16 protein-coding genes are annotated in these 16,215 nt (G+C 38.5%); all 16 read left to right on the top strand.

The window, feature by feature from the left end; translation table 11 throughout:
* Positions 1–68: 68 nt before the first annotated feature.
* Positions 69–2,051, top strand: coding sequence for an excinuclease ABC subunit UvrB (gene uvrB / locus JOC48_RS19920; RefSeq protein WP_204502169.1), 1,983 nt, complete (start codon positions 69–71; stop codon positions 2,049–2,051).
* Between the two features lie 5 nt (positions 2,052–2,056).
* Entirely contained in the window at positions 2,057–4,933 is a 2,877-nt protein-coding gene (uvrA, locus tag JOC48_RS19925; protein ID WP_204502170.1) for an excinuclease ABC subunit UvrA, read from the top strand.
* Between the two features lie 156 nt (positions 4,934–5,089).
* Positions 5,090–5,443, top strand: coding sequence for a YojF family protein (locus JOC48_RS19930; protein ID WP_204502171.1), 354 nt, complete (start codon positions 5,090–5,092; stop codon positions 5,441–5,443).
* An 80-nt stretch (positions 5,444–5,523) separates the two neighbouring features.
* Positions 5,524–6,180: a bacillithiol biosynthesis deacetylase BshB2 gene (gene bshB2 / locus JOC48_RS19935; RefSeq protein WP_204502172.1), complete on the top strand. Its 657-nt coding sequence runs from the start codon at positions 5,524–5,526 to the stop codon at positions 6,178–6,180.
* A 39-nt stretch (positions 6,181–6,219) separates the two neighbouring features.
* On the top strand, positions 6,220–7,311 hold the full coding sequence (locus JOC48_RS19940; RefSeq protein ID WP_204502173.1) for a DUF4097 family beta strand repeat-containing protein: 1,092 nt from the start codon (positions 6,220–6,222) through the stop codon (positions 7,309–7,311).
* Positions 7,312–7,324: 13 nt separating this feature from the next.
* Positions 7,325–7,528 carry a PspC domain-containing protein gene (locus JOC48_RS19945; protein ID WP_420829236.1) on the top strand — a complete coding sequence of 68 codons (204 nt, stop codon included), beginning with the start codon at positions 7,325–7,327 and terminating at the stop codon, positions 7,526–7,528.
* The gene (locus tag JOC48_RS19950; protein WP_204502175.1) at positions 7,525–7,890 is read left to right on the top strand and encodes a phage holin family protein; all 366 of its coding nucleotides are present in this window, start codon (positions 7,525–7,527) and stop codon (positions 7,888–7,890) included. Before JOC48_RS19945 ends, JOC48_RS19950 begins: the two co-directional genes overlap by 4 nt.
* 119 nt (positions 7,891–8,009) lie before the next feature.
* Positions 8,010–8,963 carry an HPr(Ser) kinase/phosphatase gene (gene hprK / locus JOC48_RS19955; RefSeq protein ID WP_204502176.1) on the top strand — a complete coding sequence of 318 codons (954 nt, stop codon included), beginning with the start codon at positions 8,010–8,012 and terminating at the stop codon, positions 8,961–8,963.
* Between the two features lie 12 nt (positions 8,964–8,975).
* Positions 8,976–9,803 carry a prolipoprotein diacylglyceryl transferase gene (gene lgt / locus JOC48_RS19960; protein ID WP_204502177.1) on the top strand — a complete coding sequence of 276 codons (828 nt, stop codon included), beginning with the start codon at positions 8,976–8,978 and terminating at the stop codon, positions 9,801–9,803.
* A 73-nt stretch (positions 9,804–9,876) separates the two neighbouring features.
* Positions 9,877–10,833, top strand: a complete 957-nt coding sequence (locus tag JOC48_RS19965; protein ID WP_204502178.1) for a nucleoside recognition domain-containing protein — start codon at positions 9,877–9,879, stop codon at positions 10,831–10,833.
* Positions 10,808–11,446 carry a pyrophosphatase PpaX gene (gene ppaX / locus JOC48_RS19970; RefSeq protein WP_204502179.1) on the top strand — a complete coding sequence of 213 codons (639 nt, stop codon included), beginning with the start codon at positions 10,808–10,810 and terminating at the stop codon, positions 11,444–11,446. Before JOC48_RS19965 ends, ppaX begins: the two co-directional genes overlap by 26 nt.
* A 3-nt stretch (positions 11,447–11,449) precedes the next feature.
* On the top strand, positions 11,450–11,980 hold the full coding sequence (locus JOC48_RS19975) for an acyltransferase (RefSeq protein WP_204502180.1): 531 nt from the start codon (positions 11,450–11,452) through the stop codon (positions 11,978–11,980).
* Positions 11,981–12,171: 191 nt separating this feature from the next.
* Entirely contained in the window at positions 12,172–13,662 is a 1,491-nt protein-coding gene (glpK, locus tag JOC48_RS19980; RefSeq protein WP_204502181.1) for a glycerol kinase GlpK, read from the top strand.
* Positions 13,663–13,715: 53 nt separating this feature from the next.
* Positions 13,716–15,377 (top strand): glycerol-3-phosphate dehydrogenase/oxidase, encoded by a 1,662-nt coding sequence (locus tag JOC48_RS19985; protein ID WP_204502182.1) that lies wholly within the window; start codon positions 13,716–13,718, stop codon positions 15,375–15,377.
* Positions 15,378–15,560: 183 nt separating this feature from the next.
* Complete coding sequence (locus tag JOC48_RS19990) at positions 15,561–15,911, top strand: transposase (RefSeq protein ID WP_204502183.1); 351 nt, start codon at positions 15,561–15,563, stop codon at positions 15,909–15,911.
* A 113-nt stretch (positions 15,912–16,024) separates the two neighbouring features.
* On the top strand, positions 16,025–16,215 hold a 191-nt coding region (locus JOC48_RS19995; RefSeq protein ID WP_204502184.1), incomplete at its 3' end, for an IS3 family transposase.

Genomic DNA, 16,215 nt, shown 5'->3' on the forward strand with positions numbered 1-16,215 from the left:
GTGTTTCTGTTAAAAATATAGTATAATATGATAAGCTTGAATTAGAAGGGAACGGAGGTTGTATCGTCGTGGAAAACAAATTTGACCTTGTATCTAATTATCAACCACAAGGAGACCAACCAACAGCAATTGCAGAACTCGTCGATGGGGTTCAAAAAGGGAAGAGAAACCAAACATTGTTAGGTGCTACAGGTACCGGGAAAACATTCACCGTTTCGAATGTTGTAACGGAGGTTAATAAGCCTACCCTAGTCATTGCCCATAATAAAACGTTAGCTGGGCAGCTATATAGTGAATTTAAAGAATTTTTCCCAGACAATGCGGTTGAATATTTTGTCAGCTACTATGACTATTACCAGCCGGAGGCCTATGTACCATCTACGGATACTTTTATTGAAAAGGATGCAAGTATCAACGATGAAATAGATAAGCTGCGACACTCTGCTACATCTGCATTGTTTGAGCGAAGAGATGTATTAATTGTAGCTAGTGTTTCGTGTATTTATGGTTTAGGTTCTCCAGAAGAATACAAAAGCCAAGTCGTATCCTTACGTGTAGGAATGGAAAAGGATCGAGATGAACTACTTAGGAATATGGTAGATATCCAATATGCAAGAAATGATATCGATTTTCAACGTGGTACTTTCCGCGTACGTGGTGATTCTGTAGAAATCATACCTGCGTCAAGAGAAGAGCATTGTATCCGTGTTGAATTTTTTGGAGATGAAATTGACCGAATACGAGAAGTAGATGCGTTAACAGGCGAGATCATTGGTGACCGTGAACATATTGCTATCTTTCCAGCATCTCACTTCGTAACGAGGGAAGAGAAGCTGAAGCTAGCAATCAAAAATATTGAAAAAGAGCTACAAGACCGCTTAAAAGAATTTAGAGAACAAGACAAACTTTTGGAAGCACAACGTATAGAACAACGAACAAACTATGATATAGAAATGATGAATGAAATGGGCTTCTGTTCAGGCATTGAAAACTATTCGAGGCACTTAACATTTCGTGAGCCTGGTTCAACACCGTATACGTTGCTCGATTATTTTCCGGATGATTTTTTAATCGTTATCGATGAATCACATGTTACCTTACCACAAATTCGAGGTATGTATAATGGGGACCAAGCACGAAAACAAGTGCTAGTTGACCATGGCTTTCGATTACCGTCAGCGATGGATAACCGACCATTAACGTTTGATGAATTTGAAAAAAAAGCGAACCAAATGTTATTTGTATCTGCTACGCCTGGACCGTACGAGCTAGAGCATACGCCGAAAATGACCGAGCAAATCATTCGTCCGACTGGATTGCTTGATCCCGAAGTGTCTATACGTCCAATAGAAGGTCAAATTGATGATTTAATCGGTGAAATTAATAATCGAATCGATCGAAATGAACGGGTATTAATTACGACGCTGACGAAGAAAATGTCTGAAGACCTGACTGATTATTTAAAAGAGATTGGTATGAAGGTTGCTTACTTGCATTCTGAAATTAAGACGTTAGAAAGAATTGAAATTATCCGTGATTTACGCGTAGGAAAATATGATGTACTGGTAGGGATTAACCTGTTAAGAGAAGGTTTGGATATACCAGAAGTATCACTCGTTGCTATTTTAGATGCGGATAAGGAAGGATTTTTGCGTTCGGAACGATCACTGATTCAAACCATGGGTCGTGCAGCAAGAAATCAAAATGGACAAGTCATTATGTATGCTGATAAAATGACGGATTCTATGCAAAAAGCAATTGATGAGACAAATAGACGTCGTCAAAAACAACAGGCATACAATGAGGAGCATGGCGTCACACCACAGACAATTAAAAAAGAGGTTCGAGATGTTATTCGAGCGACAGTTGTTGCTGAAGACGCGAATGAGTATAAAGAGGATACACCTAAGTTAACTGACTTATCGAAGAAAGAGAAAGATAAAATGATTGAAGAAATGGAAAAAGAGATGAAGCAAGCGGCACGTGAACTGAACTTTGAACGGGCTGCAGAGCTTCGCGACTTAGTATTGGAACTAAAAGCGGAAGGATGACGCAAATGGTTAAAAAGGCAATAACCATTCGGGGGGCAAGAGCCCATAATTTAAAAAACGTTGATGTAGATATACCGAAAGAGCAATTAGTTGTGTTAACCGGTTTATCTGGTTCTGGTAAATCATCATTAGCTTTCGACACCATCTATGCCGAGGGACAAAGACGGTACGTAGAATCCTTGTCTGCCTATGCAAGACAATTTCTTGGCCAAATGGACAAGCCTGATGTTGATGCGATTGAAGGGTTATCACCAGCGATTTCAATTGATCAAAAAACAACGAGTCGTAATCCACGCTCGACAGTAGGTACCGTAACAGAAATTTACGATTATTTGCGATTATTATTCGCTCGGGTTGGTCACCCTACTTGTCCGAAGCATGGGATAGAAATTACGTCACAGACGATACAACAAATGGTAGATCGAATATTAGAATATCCAGAAAGAACAAAACTGCAAATATTAGCCCCCGTGGTATCAGGTAAGAAGGGCGAGCATGTAAAAGTGCTAGAGAATATCAAACAGGAAGGGTATGTTCGTCTAAGAATTGACGGAGAATCACGTGAGATTTCTGAAGACATACAATTGGAAAAAAATAAAAAACACTCGATTGAAGTTGTTGTGGACCGTATTGTTGTTAAAGACGGTGTGACGTCACGTTTAACGGATTCGATTGAAACAGCACTACGGTTAGGAGAAGGAAAGGTCATTGTAGATGTTATTGGTGATGAGGAACTGTTGTTTAACGAGGATCATGCTTGTCCTATTTGTGGTTTTTCGATTGGAGAATTAGAGCCAAGATTGTTTTCATTTAATAGTCCTTATGGAGCATGTGATCGGTGTGGTGGACTTGGGACCCAGCTTGAAGTTGATTTGGATTTAGTCATCCCGAATTGGGACGTTTCTTTGAAGGATGGTGCAATCGTTGCTTGGGAGCCGACAAGCTCTAATTATTATCCGAAATTACTAGAAAGTGTATGTACCCACTATGGCATTGATATGGATGAACCGATTAAAAACCTGCCAAAAGAACATTTGGATAAAATTTTATACGGCAGTGGAAAAGAAAAGGTTTATTTTCGCTATGAAAATGATTTTGGCATTGTTAGAGAAAATGAGATTATGTTTGAAGGTGTTATTGCAAACATTGCTCGTAGATATAGGGAAACAAGCTCCGATTTTATTCGAGAACAAATGGAAAAATATATGGCACAAAAATCCTGTCCAACATGTAAAGGGTATCGTCTCAAAAAAGAAGCATTAGCTGTTTTAATTAATGGTTTGCATGTAGGGAAGCTGACTGAGTTATCTGTTACAGAAGCAAAGGAGTTTGTTGAGTCTTTAACTCTAAGTGAAAAAGAACAGAAAATCGCTCATATGATCTTAAAGGAAATTAGTGAGCGATTATTGTTTTTAAATAATGTTGGACTCGATTACCTTACATTATCTCGTTCAGCCGGTACGCTCTCCGGTGGTGAGGCGCAACGTATTCGTCTTGCTACGCAAATAGGCTCAGCATTAACGGGAGTACTTTACGTGTTAGATGAACCTTCTATTGGTCTACATCAGAGAGACAATGATCGCTTGATTGAAACGCTTAAGCGAATGCGTGACTTAGGAAATACGTTAATTGTCGTTGAGCATGACGAAGATACGATGCTTGCTGCTGACTGGTTAATTGATATTGGTCCTGGAGCAGGTGAACATGGCGGGCAAATAGTTTCTAGTGGAAAACCTGAGAAAGTAATGAAGGATAAACGGTCATTGACGGGTCAGTATTTGTCAGGCGAAAAATTCATTCCAATTCCAACTGAACGTAAAGTACCAGATGGTCGTTATGTTGAGATTATAGGTGCTGAAGAAAATAATTTGAAAAATGTAAGTGCTAAAATACCGATTGGCTTATTTACTGCTATTACTGGTGTTTCCGGATCCGGCAAAAGTACCTTTGTGAATGAAATTTTGCATAAAGGACTGGCTATGAAACTACAACGTGCAAAGCAAAAACCTGGTAAACATAAAGCAATTAAAGGGACGGAACATTTAGAAAAAGTGATTGATATTGATCAGTCTCCAATTGGCCGGACGCCGCGATCCAATCCAGCAACCTATACGGGTGTTTTTGATAACATTCGAGATGTTTATGCACAAACGAATGAAGCAAAGGTACGTGGTTATAAAAAAGGTCGATTTAGCTTTAATGTAAAAGGTGGCCGTTGTGAAGCATGCCGAGGCGATGGAATTATCAAAATTGAGATGCACTTTCTACCTGACGTTTATGTTCCGTGTGAGGTTTGTCATGGGAAAAGGTATAACCGGGAAACATTAGAGGTGAAATATAAAGGCAAAAACATTGCTGATGTCCTTGATATGACGATTGAAGAAGCGCTCGCCTTTTTTGCAAACATTCCAAAAATCAAGCGGAAGCTGCAAACAGTATTTGATGTTGGTCTTGGATATATTCGGTTAGGTCAGCCTGCAACAACGCTTTCCGGTGGGGAAGCTCAGCGTGTAAAATTAGCAAGTGAATTACACCGAAGATCAAATGGTAAAACTTTGTACATTTTAGATGAGCCTACCACTGGTTTACATGTGGATGATATTTCTCGTTTATTAGAAGTGTTGCAAAGATTAGTCGATAATGGTGACTCTGTTCTAATTATTGAACATAATTTAGATGTTATTAAGGCTGCCGACTATATCGTTGATCTTGGTCCGGAAGGTGGCGAACGTGGCGGTGAAATCATTGCTACTGGTACACCAGAGCACATTGCAGAACAATCGCAATCTTTTACAGGGAAATATTTGAAACCAATTCTTGAAAGAGACCGCAACCGCATGGAAGAGAAACTGCAAATAAAAGAAAAAGTAGCACAAAAATAGTAGCTTATCTATCAAGAGACTGTCACCAGCGTATTTACTTATCGGTGGACAGTCTCTTTTAATTATAGGTTGGAGTACTAATAAAGGTTAATTGCTTTCAGTATCTATCCATTTAAAGCTATAATGGCAGTATAATAATATTTAAAGGGTGATTAGATGGATCCAATACATATAGAGAAAGTCCAAACTGAACTAGAGAGATATTTAAACAAAGATGTATATGTTCACTTAGAAACAACGAATGGTGCGTATGCTAGTCATAATGATGAAAATGCATATAATGTCGGTGCATTTATAAGAAATGCAAAGGTTCGCTATAATCATGCAAAAATTGTAGGCTCAGGTAATGTTTATCGAGTTGGATTAAAGCTTGATATTGGCTGGGTTTATGCAGAAGGATTAAGTGAATATGAAGTAGATGATCAAAACCGTTTATTAATGGCAGGGCATGATCGTGAAGGAAGGTTAATGGTAACTTTAGAAATTAGTGAAACTCCTTTTCATTATTAGGGGTTGATAAAGTGTTGTTTTGAATTACTATACAATTATTATATTCGTTCAATAATACGCAGTAAGGGAGATGTGTTTTTGTGGAAAAACATGTAGTTGTTATTTATCCTCATCCAGACGACGAAGCTTTTGGTGCATCAGGTACGATTGCAAAATTTCGTTCGGAAGGAGTTCCTGTAACCTATTTATGTGGAACGTTGGGTGAAATGGGAAGAAATATGGGGAACCCAACCTTTGCTAATCGAGAGACGCTACCTGAATTTCGAAAAAAAGAATTAATTAATGCCTGTAACGTATTAGACATAGAATTAGAGATGTTAGGCTATCGTGATAAAACGTTAGAATTTGAGTCGAAGGCTGAGGTAGCTGAACATTTAAAAGGGTTTTTAGATGAAATTAAACCGAGTCTAGTTATTACCCATTATCCAGGGTATGCGGTTCATCCAGATCACAATGCCTTAGGTGCAGCAGCTATCGAAGCGGTTAAACGGATGGGTGAGGCAGATCGACCTACCATATGGGCACAAGCGTTTAGTCGAACCCATTTAGAAGAATTAGGTGAACCCGACGTCGCTGTTGATATTTCTCCTTTTTTTAAAAAGAAGATGGAAACGATTCTAGCACACCAATCACAAGCGTCAGGTATACTAGGAGGGATGGACCCAGCAACTGCTGATTTGGAGGCGATTGCGAAGGAGCGTTTAGGAGCAGAACGGTTCTACACTTGGAAGTTTTGATTGTTTAACAGCTCGTTATGGAAACAAGGAGGCTTCAGCATGAATGAAGAGCGTAGAAAAATTTTAAAGATGGTTGAAGAAGGAATCATTAGCTCTGAAGAAGCGGAGGAATTGTTTGACCAGCTTGATAAAAAAGCTCATCGACATGACCAAGATAATAGTATAACGGAACAAGTAGATTGGGAAAAAAGTGAAAGCTATCGCTCAAAACAAACACATCAATCAAAGAGTAAAAGAGCGAAAGTGTTAAGTTTTATGGAAGAAGCGTTTACGAAAATTAAAAATGTTGATTTGGATTTTAATTTCGGTCCTTTTTTCTCTGTTTCGCATGTATTCCAAAATAACCAAGCAGATTTTTCGGATGTTGAAATAGATCTATCAAATGGCAGTTTAGTATTAGTACCTTGGGATGAAGGCGATGTAAGGGTTGAATGTGAAGCAAAGGTTTATCAAGTAGAAAATCAAGATGAGGCCCGACATAAATTTTTGTCTTCTGCTGATTTTTCTCTAGAAGATGGAAGGATGCAATTTTTCCTATCTGATAAACAAATCAAGGTAAAAGTGATTGCAAAGATTCCGAACAGATTGTATGACAAAGTTAGTGCACACCTGTTTAATGGACCAATTACTGCGGAACATATAGAAGTAAGACAGTTTAGTGCAAAAACAACGAATGGATCAATCGCTTTAGAAAATGTGAATGGTGAAAAAATTAGTCTGGAAACTGCTAATGGAAAAATTGAAGCAGAAAAAGGTGTAGCTGAAGAAATAGAAGCGGAAACCATTAGTGGCACGGTACGATTAGATGGTAAATATAATAAAGTTGATGCGCAAGTCGTTAATGGCAGTATTCATTGTACTTGGGAGGAAGTGCAGCCACATACAGCATTTTTAAAAACAACGACAGGCAATATAAGGCTCCATGTACCGAATGATGTTAAAGTAGATGGAAAATTGATAACAAACATCGGAAACATCCATTGTCATTTAATGGATTATAAGATTGTTGAACAAAAAAAAGATATGGTACAACGCTCACTTTTGTTTGAAGCAAACCAAAATTCAGAAGCATTACTCCATTTAGAAGCTGAAACGAAAACAGGATCGATTTGGGTATTTCCAAATCAATAAGGAGGAGATGTGCGTGAGCAAAAAATTAGTAAGGTCGAATACAGATCGGATGTTAGCTGGTGTATTAGGCGGATTAGCAAGATACTTTTCGATCGATGTTACAATTATACGACTCATCTTTGTAGTCGCCATAATTTTTACGGCCTTTTTTCCGATTGCTCTTCTTTATTTAGCGGCCATCTTTATTATTCCAAATGAAAGGGATGTTTATCGTTGATTAAACGTGGGTTACTTACGTTAGTATTAAATGCGGTTGCCCTTATTGTTGTTGCGCAACTTTTTGATTCCTTTTATTTGGATGGGTTTGGAACGGCATTGCTTGCTAGCTTAATTTTAGCCGTTTTAAATGTAATCGTGCGTCCTTTACTAGTGATTTTGACACTTCCAATTACTGTTCTGTCACTAGGTTTGTTTTTGTTTGTTATCAATGCAATAACACTCATGATTACACAGGCTTTAATTGGAAATGCATTTGTAATAACCGGATTTGGAACAGCCATACTAGCTGCAATCATTTTGTCGATTCTTCAGTTGATCTTAAACCGATTGATTAAAGACACCATTTTATTAAGTAAATAAGTAGCGTAGGTGCTCACCCTACGCTATTTTTACTATTTAGCATAGTACATGTACAGTAAAAAATGCTACAATAGGATACAATGAGGCAATCCATAAGGGTAGACATGGAGGGGAATAAAATGGTTAAAGTACGTACACAGGATTTATTAAATCAATTTGAGCTTGAACTTGTAGCGGGTAAAGATGGCGTTCACCGTGAAATATTTATGAGTGATATCTCTAGACCTGGAATTGAAATGGCGGGTTATTTTAAATATTATCCAAAAGATAGACTTCAGCTACTAGGAAAAACAGAATTATCTTATTTTTATGATTTGAAAACAGAAGATAAACGTGATCGAGCGATTCGATTGTGCACGGATATAACACCTGGAATTGTTATAACGAGAGGGATGGACATTCCTGAGGAGTTGATAAGTGAATGTAATCAATCAGGGGTTCCATTGATGCGGTCTCCTTACAAAACAACGAGAGTGATTAGCAGGATTACGAATTATTTAGAGGCAAAGTTTGCACCTTTTACAGCAGTTCATGGTGTCCTGGTTGATATTTATGGGATAGGAGTATTAATTACAGGTCAAAGTGGAGTAGGTAAAAGTGAGACAGCCTTGGAATTAGTTAAACGTGGACACCGATTAGTCGCTGATGATAGTGTGGAAATTCGCCAGGAGGATTATGATCGATTAATCGGAACTGCACCGCCATTAATTGAGCATTTATTGGAAATTAGAGGATTAGGTATTATTAATGTTATGACTTTATTTGGTGCGGGTTCTGTTAGATCCTATAAGAAAATTTCACTAGTGATTAATTTAGAAGCATGGGATCAAAAGAAACAATATGATCGTCTTGGTTTAGATGAGGATACGATGAAAATTATAGACGTTGAGATTCCAAAGGCTACGGTGCCGGTAAGACCAGGGCGAAATCTTGCCGTTATTATTGAAGTGGCTGCCATGAACTTCCGGTTGAAGCGAATGGGAGTGAATGCCGCTGAGGAATTTTCTGAGCGTTTAACGACTATGATTGAACAAGAAAAAAGTGGGGCAAATGTAGATTTAGATTTAGATTAAGGAGTGAATAAATTGACGTGTAGTGCACCAAGTTTAGATCGAGTATTTCTAGAGCTAGGGCCGTTAACCGTGTACTGGTACGGGGTCATTATTGCAACAGGTGCTTTTTTGGGATTATGGTTAGCCACTCGAGAAGCTGACAGACTTGGTCTAAAAAAAGACTTATTCGTAGATTTAGTTGTTTTCGCAATTCCAATTGCAATTATTTCAGCAAGAATTTACTATGTTGTTTTTGAGTGGGAACGATATGTTGGTGGACCATGGTGGGATATTTTTGCTATATGGGAAGGTGGAATTGCCATTCATGGTGCTCTCATTGGGGCAGTAATTACAGCAGTTATTTTTGCCCGAGTAAAGAAGGTTTCCTTTTGGCAGCTTGCTGATATTGCAGCGCCTAGTATTATTTTAGGTCAAGCTATCGGTCGCTGGGGCAATTTTATGAACCAAGAGGCTCATGGTGGACCAGTGTCAGAAGCTACATATAATAATTTTTTAACGTACTTACCTGACTTCATTACAAACCAAATGTGTATAGGTGGGATTATGTATCACCCGACATTTTTATACGAATCGATGTGGAATATTTTAGGTATGATTCTACTATTAGTATTGCGTCGGTATAATCCTAGAAGAGGGGAAGTATTTTTAAGTTACGTAATCTGGTATTCTGTTGGGCGTTTCTTTATTGAAGGAATGCGTACAGATAGTTTATATATCGTCGGATCTTTACGAACAGCACAAGTAATATCAATCATACTAATCGTGCTGGCAATCGTACTTATCGTTTATCGACGTAAAACAGGTCAAGCGAATAGAAAATATAACGGTAAGAAAATATAAAGAGGGACAGGGGGACAGGTTCCTTGTCCCAGTAAAGTTCCTTTTTGGGACAATTCAAAATGGGGGATAAACATTGTTTGGTGTATTACAGCGAGGATTAAAACAAGGAGCAAATGTGACATGGACATTAGGGAAAGTCATTTTTCCTGTAACAGTCATTGTCACCATCTTACAATTCACACCACTTTTAAAATGGATGGTTGATTGGTTAGCACCTCTGATGAAATGGCTGGGTTTACCTGGAGAGGCCGCAGTTCCTTTAGTAGTTGGAAATTTTCTTAGTTTGTATGCGGGAATCGGCGCGATTGTATCGTTTGATTTTACCGTTAAAGAAGTGTTTATTTTAGCCATTATGCTTTCCTTTTCACATAATTTATTAATTGAGTCATCGGTTGCTTCAAAAGTTGGTGTGAACTGGTCGATTGTTATTGGCGTTCGTATTGCTTTAGCAATTATATCAGCATTTGTTATTCATTTAGTTTGGAAAGGCGGGGGCGAGCTTGCGCAGTATGGCCTCATTTCAAAAAGTAATCAAGAACTAAATGGGTGGGGGGAAATTCTGCTTCAAGGTTTCCAAACAGCCTTTATGAGTATTGTACAGCTAGCACTCATTGTCATTCCGTTAATGATCGTCATCCAATTTTTTAGGGAGTCAGGATGGATGAATAAAGTATCCGATTGGTTAGTCCCTTTTACACGTATGTTAGGTATGGAAAAAAACGCTTCGATGACATTAGTAGCAGGGATAACCATTGGTTTAGCCTATGGTGCAGGCTTAATGATTCAGGCAGTTAAAGAGGACGGCGTATCAAAAAAAGATATGTATTTAGCGATGATATTTCTTGTAGCATGCCACGCAGTCGTTGAGGATACGCTCGTATTTATCCCTCTAGGCATCCCTGTCTGGCCATTATTACTGATTCGATTAACAACAGCCATTGTATTAACCGCAGCGATTGCTTATATTTGGAAGAGATCAACAACGAGAAGAAAGGAGCAAACTCATGACCATTCGTACGATTCTATTTGATTTAGACGGAACATTAATTGATACCAATGAACTAATCATTGCGTCCTTTACCCATACGCTAAAGCAGCATACCGGTAAAGACTATGACCGTACAGAAATATTTGATTTTATTGGACCACCTTTACGTGATAGTTTCGAACAAGTAGATGCTACACAAGTCGAGGAAATGGTCAATACATATCGGGAACATAACTTAGCAAACCATGATAGTTATGTTACAGCTTATCCTACGGTTATTGATACCATTCAACAATTAAAAAGAGAAGGATACCAATTAGGCATTGTCACAACGAAAATGAAGGACACTGCTATAAAAGGTTTAAAGCTTACTGGGATGGATGATTTCTTTGAAGTCATTATCGGATTAGAAGATGTAAACCACGCAAAACCACATCCAGAACCAGTTATCAAAGCTTTAACAAAACTAGATGCATCCCCCTCATCAACGTTGATGATCGGTGATAATTATCACGATATTGAATCAGGTAAAAATGCTGGTACCTTAACGGCAGGAGTCGCTTGGTCGTTAAAGGGAAGAGAAGCATTAGAGTCTTATCAACCGGACTACATGCTTGATCAAATGAGTGATTTGCTGGATATTTTAGGGGGATGACGGATGCGTAATACGCAACGATACCGGGTCAAGGAAGCGAATTCCTTATGGCAAATCTACAAAACGGTTCCTTTTTGGAAGGTAGTCAAAAATTTTATCATCATACAATTGGCGAGATACACCCCTTTTTTAGGGGTAAAAAATTGGTTGTACCGTACTTTTTTACGTATGGAAGTTGGCCATGAAACGGCTTTTGCACTAATGGTTATGTTAGATATTATGTTTCCTGAAAAAATCTCTGTAGGAAAAAATTCGGTGATTGGCTACAATACAACGATTTTGGCACATGAATATTTGATAAAAGAATACCGTTTAGGAAGCGTAGTTATCGGAAATGAAGTAATGATTGGAGCAAATAGCACCATCCTTCCCGGAGTATCAATAGGCGATGGGGCCATTGTATCTGCTGGTACGCTTGTTCATAAAGATGTTCCAGCGGGCACATTTGTTGGAGGAAACCCAATGCAGGTTATTTATACCAAAGAAGAGATGGAAAACCGTAATAATCAAGATAACCTTTTAGATCACGAATAAATTAATATAAGTTTTAACATCCTCTATAAGTATAATTATCATCCATGAACTAGTAGGTGCACATCATTTGTCAACTTGGCGTATCTACTAGTTTTGTATATCTATAAGTAACTCCATGAGGTACTACTTTCCATAAAAATATCAATTATCCTCTTAGAAATTGCATGTTAATAATAGAAGGAGGAAATGAAATGGAAAAATTTATGATGGCGCTTGATCAAGGGACGACAAGCTCGAGAGCGATTCTTTTTGATCGAAATGGAGAAATAGTCGAGATAGCACAAAGGGAATTCGAACAATTTTTTCCTCAATCCGGATGGGTCGAACATGATGCAAATGAGATATGGACTTCGATTACAGCTTGTATGGCAGAGGTACTTCGAAAAGCGGATGTCCAGCCAAAACAAATAACGGGTATTGGAATTACAAATCAACGGGAAACAACAGTTGTATGGGATAAACATACGCACAAGCCTATCCATAAAGCAGTTGTATGGCAATCGAGGCAAACAGCTTCCATTTGTAAGGAATTAATTGATCACGGTTATCAGGAAACATTTCATGAAAAAACCGGGTTGTTGTTAGATCCATATTTTTCTGGAACGAAAGTTAAATGGATACTTGATCATGTAGACGGGGCTAGAGAAAAGGCTGAGCGAGGAGACTTATTATTTGGAACCATTGATACTTGGTTAATTTATAAGCTGACAGGTGGTAAAGTTCACGTTACGGATTACTCGAATGCGTCTAGAACATTACTGTTTAATATTCATGAATTGGAGTGGGATGACCAATTATTAAACATTTTAGATATACCAAAAACGATGTTACCTGAGGTTCGGTCGTCGTCAGAAATTTATGGTGAAACAATTGACTATCACTTCTTTGGCCATAACATACCGATTTCAGGTGTGGCAGGTGACCAGCATGCAGCATTATTTGGGCAAGCTTGTTTTGATGAAGGAATGGTCAAAAACACGTATGGTACCGGGTGCTTCGTTTTAATGAATACGGGTGAAAAAGCAGTTCGCTCTAAAAATGGACTATTAACAACCATTGCCTGGGGGATAGATGGCAAAGTAGAGTATGCCCTTGAAGGAAGTGTATTTGTTGCAGGCTCCGCGATTCAATGGTTACGTGACGGATTGAGAATGATTAAGTCGGCGCCACAAAGTGAATCCTATGCAACGAGAGTAACGAGTGCTGATGGTGTTTACCTTGTTCCTGCATTCGTAGGTTTGGGAACCCCTTATTGGGATAGTGATGCACGAGGCGCGATGTTCGGCTTAACGAGAGCGACACAGAAAGAACATGTCATTCGAGCAACTTTAGAAGCACTTGCCTATCAAACAAAGGATGTCGTAGACGCAATGGTTCAGGACTCTTCGATTGACTTAAAGGCATTGCGGGTTGATGGTGGTGCTGTAAAAAATAATTTCTTAATGCAATTCCAAAGTGATATGTTAGAAGTTCCTGTCGAACGGCCAGTAGTAAATGAGACAACAGCCTTAGGCGCAGCTTACTTAGCTGGATTAGCAGTAGGTTTTTGGGAAAGTAAGGACCAAATCCGGAAACAATGGAAGATTGATCAAACATTTAAACCAGCGATGAATAGCCAAGAGAGAGATGAATTGTACAAGGGGTGGAAAAAGGCTGTCGAGGCAACTCGCGTTTTTAAATAGTGTTGGTGAAATGAATGAAATCTTAGGCTTTTCATGAAGGAGTGGAATCTGCAATGGTGACATTTTCTAATTTATACCGTGACCATACGTATCAGTATCTAACCAATGAGCCGTTGGATATTCTTATCATAGGTGGAGGAATTACTGGGGCCGGCATTGCCTTGGATGCAGCAACTAGGGGATTAAAAACAGGATTAGTGGAGATGCAGGACTTTGCAGCTGGTACATCGAGTCGTTCTACAAAGCTGATTCATGGTGGGCTTCGCTACCTTCAACAGTTTGAGGTGGCTATGGTAGCTGAGGTCGGAAAAGAACGGGCTGTCGTCTACGAAAATGGCCCTCATGTGACAAAACCAGAATGGATGTTACTTCCATTTTATAAGAACGGAAATGTAGGTCCTTTTGCAGCAAAAATAGGGTTGCGAATGTATGATTATTTGGCAAAGGTGAAGAAAGATGAAAGAAGAGCAATGTTATCTTCGACAGAGACATTGAATAAAGAACCTTTGTTAAAAAAATCGGAGTTAAAGGGGGCAGGCTATTATGTCGAATATAAGACAGATGATGCCCGACTCACGATTGAAGTTTTGAAAAAAGCAGTGGAGTACGGTGCTCGAGCAATCAATTATTCAAAAGTCACAGATTATCTTTATGATGAAAACAATAAGGTAAATGGAGTTGTTGTGGAAGATCAAATAAATGGTCAACAGCATCAAATATTTGCTAAAAAAATAATCAATGCAGCTGGACCATGGGTCGATGAACTTAGGGAAATAGATGGATCAAAACACGGAAAAACACTCTATTTAACAAAAGGTGTTCATCTTGTTTTTGATCAGTCAACTTTTCCTTTGAAGCAGGCTATATACTTTGACAACCATGATGGACGAATGATTTTTGCTATTCCTCGGGATGGTAAAACCTATGTCGGTACGACCGATACGGAATATGAAGGGGATATTGCGCATCCAACAATGACTATTGAAGATCGTGATTACCTCCTGGATGCAACGAATTATATGTTTCCGTCTTTATCTGTCGATGTGAAAGATGTGGAGTCTAGTTGGGCAGGGTTAAGACCTCTTATTTTTGAGGAAGGAAAAAATCTTGATGAAATATCCCGTAAGGATGAAATTTTTATATCGGATTCGGGGTTAATTTCTATTGCAGGTGGAAAGCTTACTGGCTATCGGAAAATGGCAGAAAGTGTAATTGATGTCATTGTAAAACAATTAAAAACAGAAGTAGGTATTTTGTATTCAAGATCTGAAACAAAAAATATCCCTATTTCCGGAGGCGAAGTAGGTGGTTCGAAGGGATTTGGTCGTTTTAAACAACAGCAGTTGAAAACAGCCAAGGAATTAGATATTGATCAAGCTGATGCTGAGTTGCTTATTGATCGATATGGAGCAAATATAACTAAATTGTTTGATCGTTATGATGAATTAAAAAATGAGGCATTAGAGGCAGGTATCCCACCTCTTGTTTTTGCGCAGTTACGTTATGCAATAGAAGAAGAATGTATTTATAAACCGATAGACTTTTTTATTCGGCGGACAGGAGCTTTATTTTTTAACATAGATTGGGTAAAACAAAACATGCAGCCAGTATCAACATATATGGGAGATGTGCTTCACTGGAAAAAAGAAGAAAGAACCTATTATACGAGAGAACTTCAACAAATGATTGATGCAGCCACTAACCCTGAGGAGTGAGGGTATAGGTGAGAAGAATCTGTCCGTCCCATAAGGGTTTGACTCCCTCGTTATACTACAGCAATTCGTGTTTATTATTAAAATGTCACTAGATGTTGTAGTTTAGGGGTCTGTGATATTATCCCCTTATAGTAGACACAGCACTTGTGGGGTGTTACGTTGTCGCTATAAGGGGAGATTTTTGTGAGTAATAAAAGATACCCGAAAGAATTTAAAGAAAAGGTTGTACAGTATTACTATGATCATGAAGGTTTAGGATACTTAAGTGTTGCTCGAACTTTTGACATTCCAAGCGATGAAACAGTAAGAAAATGGGTGAAGAAGGTGGAGAAAGAAGGCTCCGAAGCTTTTGCCACTAAACCTAGAAAAAGAAGAAAAAAAGAAGTTAGAGAAAAAATTAAAAAGAAGACTGAACCAATATCTACGGATGATTGGGAAGACCCGAAGGACCTGGTTGAGCGAATAGCGTTTTTGGAGGCTGAAAATGCATATTTAAAAAAGTTAGTGATGCTCAGAAAGGAGGGAAAGAGTTAAAGAGAGCAAATATATTTGAAATCATTTGTAACCTTTCTGAGACTTATCCTGTGTATGATTTATGTTCGATTGCGAATGTATCTAGAAGTGGTTATTACAAGTGGTTAAATAGAATGTCACGGCCTATGACTGCAAAGGAAATAGAGGATGAAGAAGTGAAAGCAATCATTCTAAAAATCTATAAGGAAACAGGGTACACATACGGTTACCCTAGAATTACCGATGAACTTCATGAAGAATATAAAAAGCAAATCAATCACAAACGGGTATACAGACTGATGAAGGAAATGGGTGTTCAAGCACT

The organism is Aquibacillus albus (assembly GCF_016908325.1).
Classification (GTDB): Bacteria; Bacillota; Bacilli; order Bacillales; family Amphibacillaceae; genus Aquibacillus_A; species Aquibacillus_A albus.

Excerpts from the sequence above, each read along its gene's own strand:
- uvrA (WP_204502170.1), top strand. The coding sequence starts at position 2,057 with ATGGTTAAAAAGGCAATAACCATTCGGGGGGCAAGAGCCCATAATTTA.
- JOC48_RS19930 (WP_204502171.1), top strand. The coding sequence starts at position 5,090 with ATGGATCCAATACATATAGAGAAAGTCCAAACTGAACTAGAGAGATAT.
- JOC48_RS19940 (WP_204502173.1), top strand. The coding sequence starts at position 6,220 with ATGAATGAAGAGCGTAGAAAAATTTTAAAGATGGTTGAAGAAGGAATC.
- hprK (WP_204502176.1), top strand. The coding sequence starts at position 8,010 with ATGGTTAAAGTACGTACACAGGATTTATTAAATCAATTTGAGCTTGAA.
- ppaX (WP_204502179.1), top strand. The coding sequence starts at position 10,808 with ATGACCATTCGTACGATTCTATTTGATTTAGACGGAACATTAATTGAT.
- JOC48_RS19975 (WP_204502180.1), top strand. The coding sequence starts at position 11,450 with ATGCGTAATACGCAACGATACCGGGTCAAGGAAGCGAATTCCTTATGG.
- glpK (WP_204502181.1), top strand. The coding sequence starts at position 12,172 with ATGGAAAAATTTATGATGGCGCTTGATCAAGGGACGACAAGCTCGAGA.
- JOC48_RS19985 (WP_204502182.1), top strand. The coding sequence starts at position 13,716 with ATGGTGACATTTTCTAATTTATACCGTGACCATACGTATCAGTATCTA.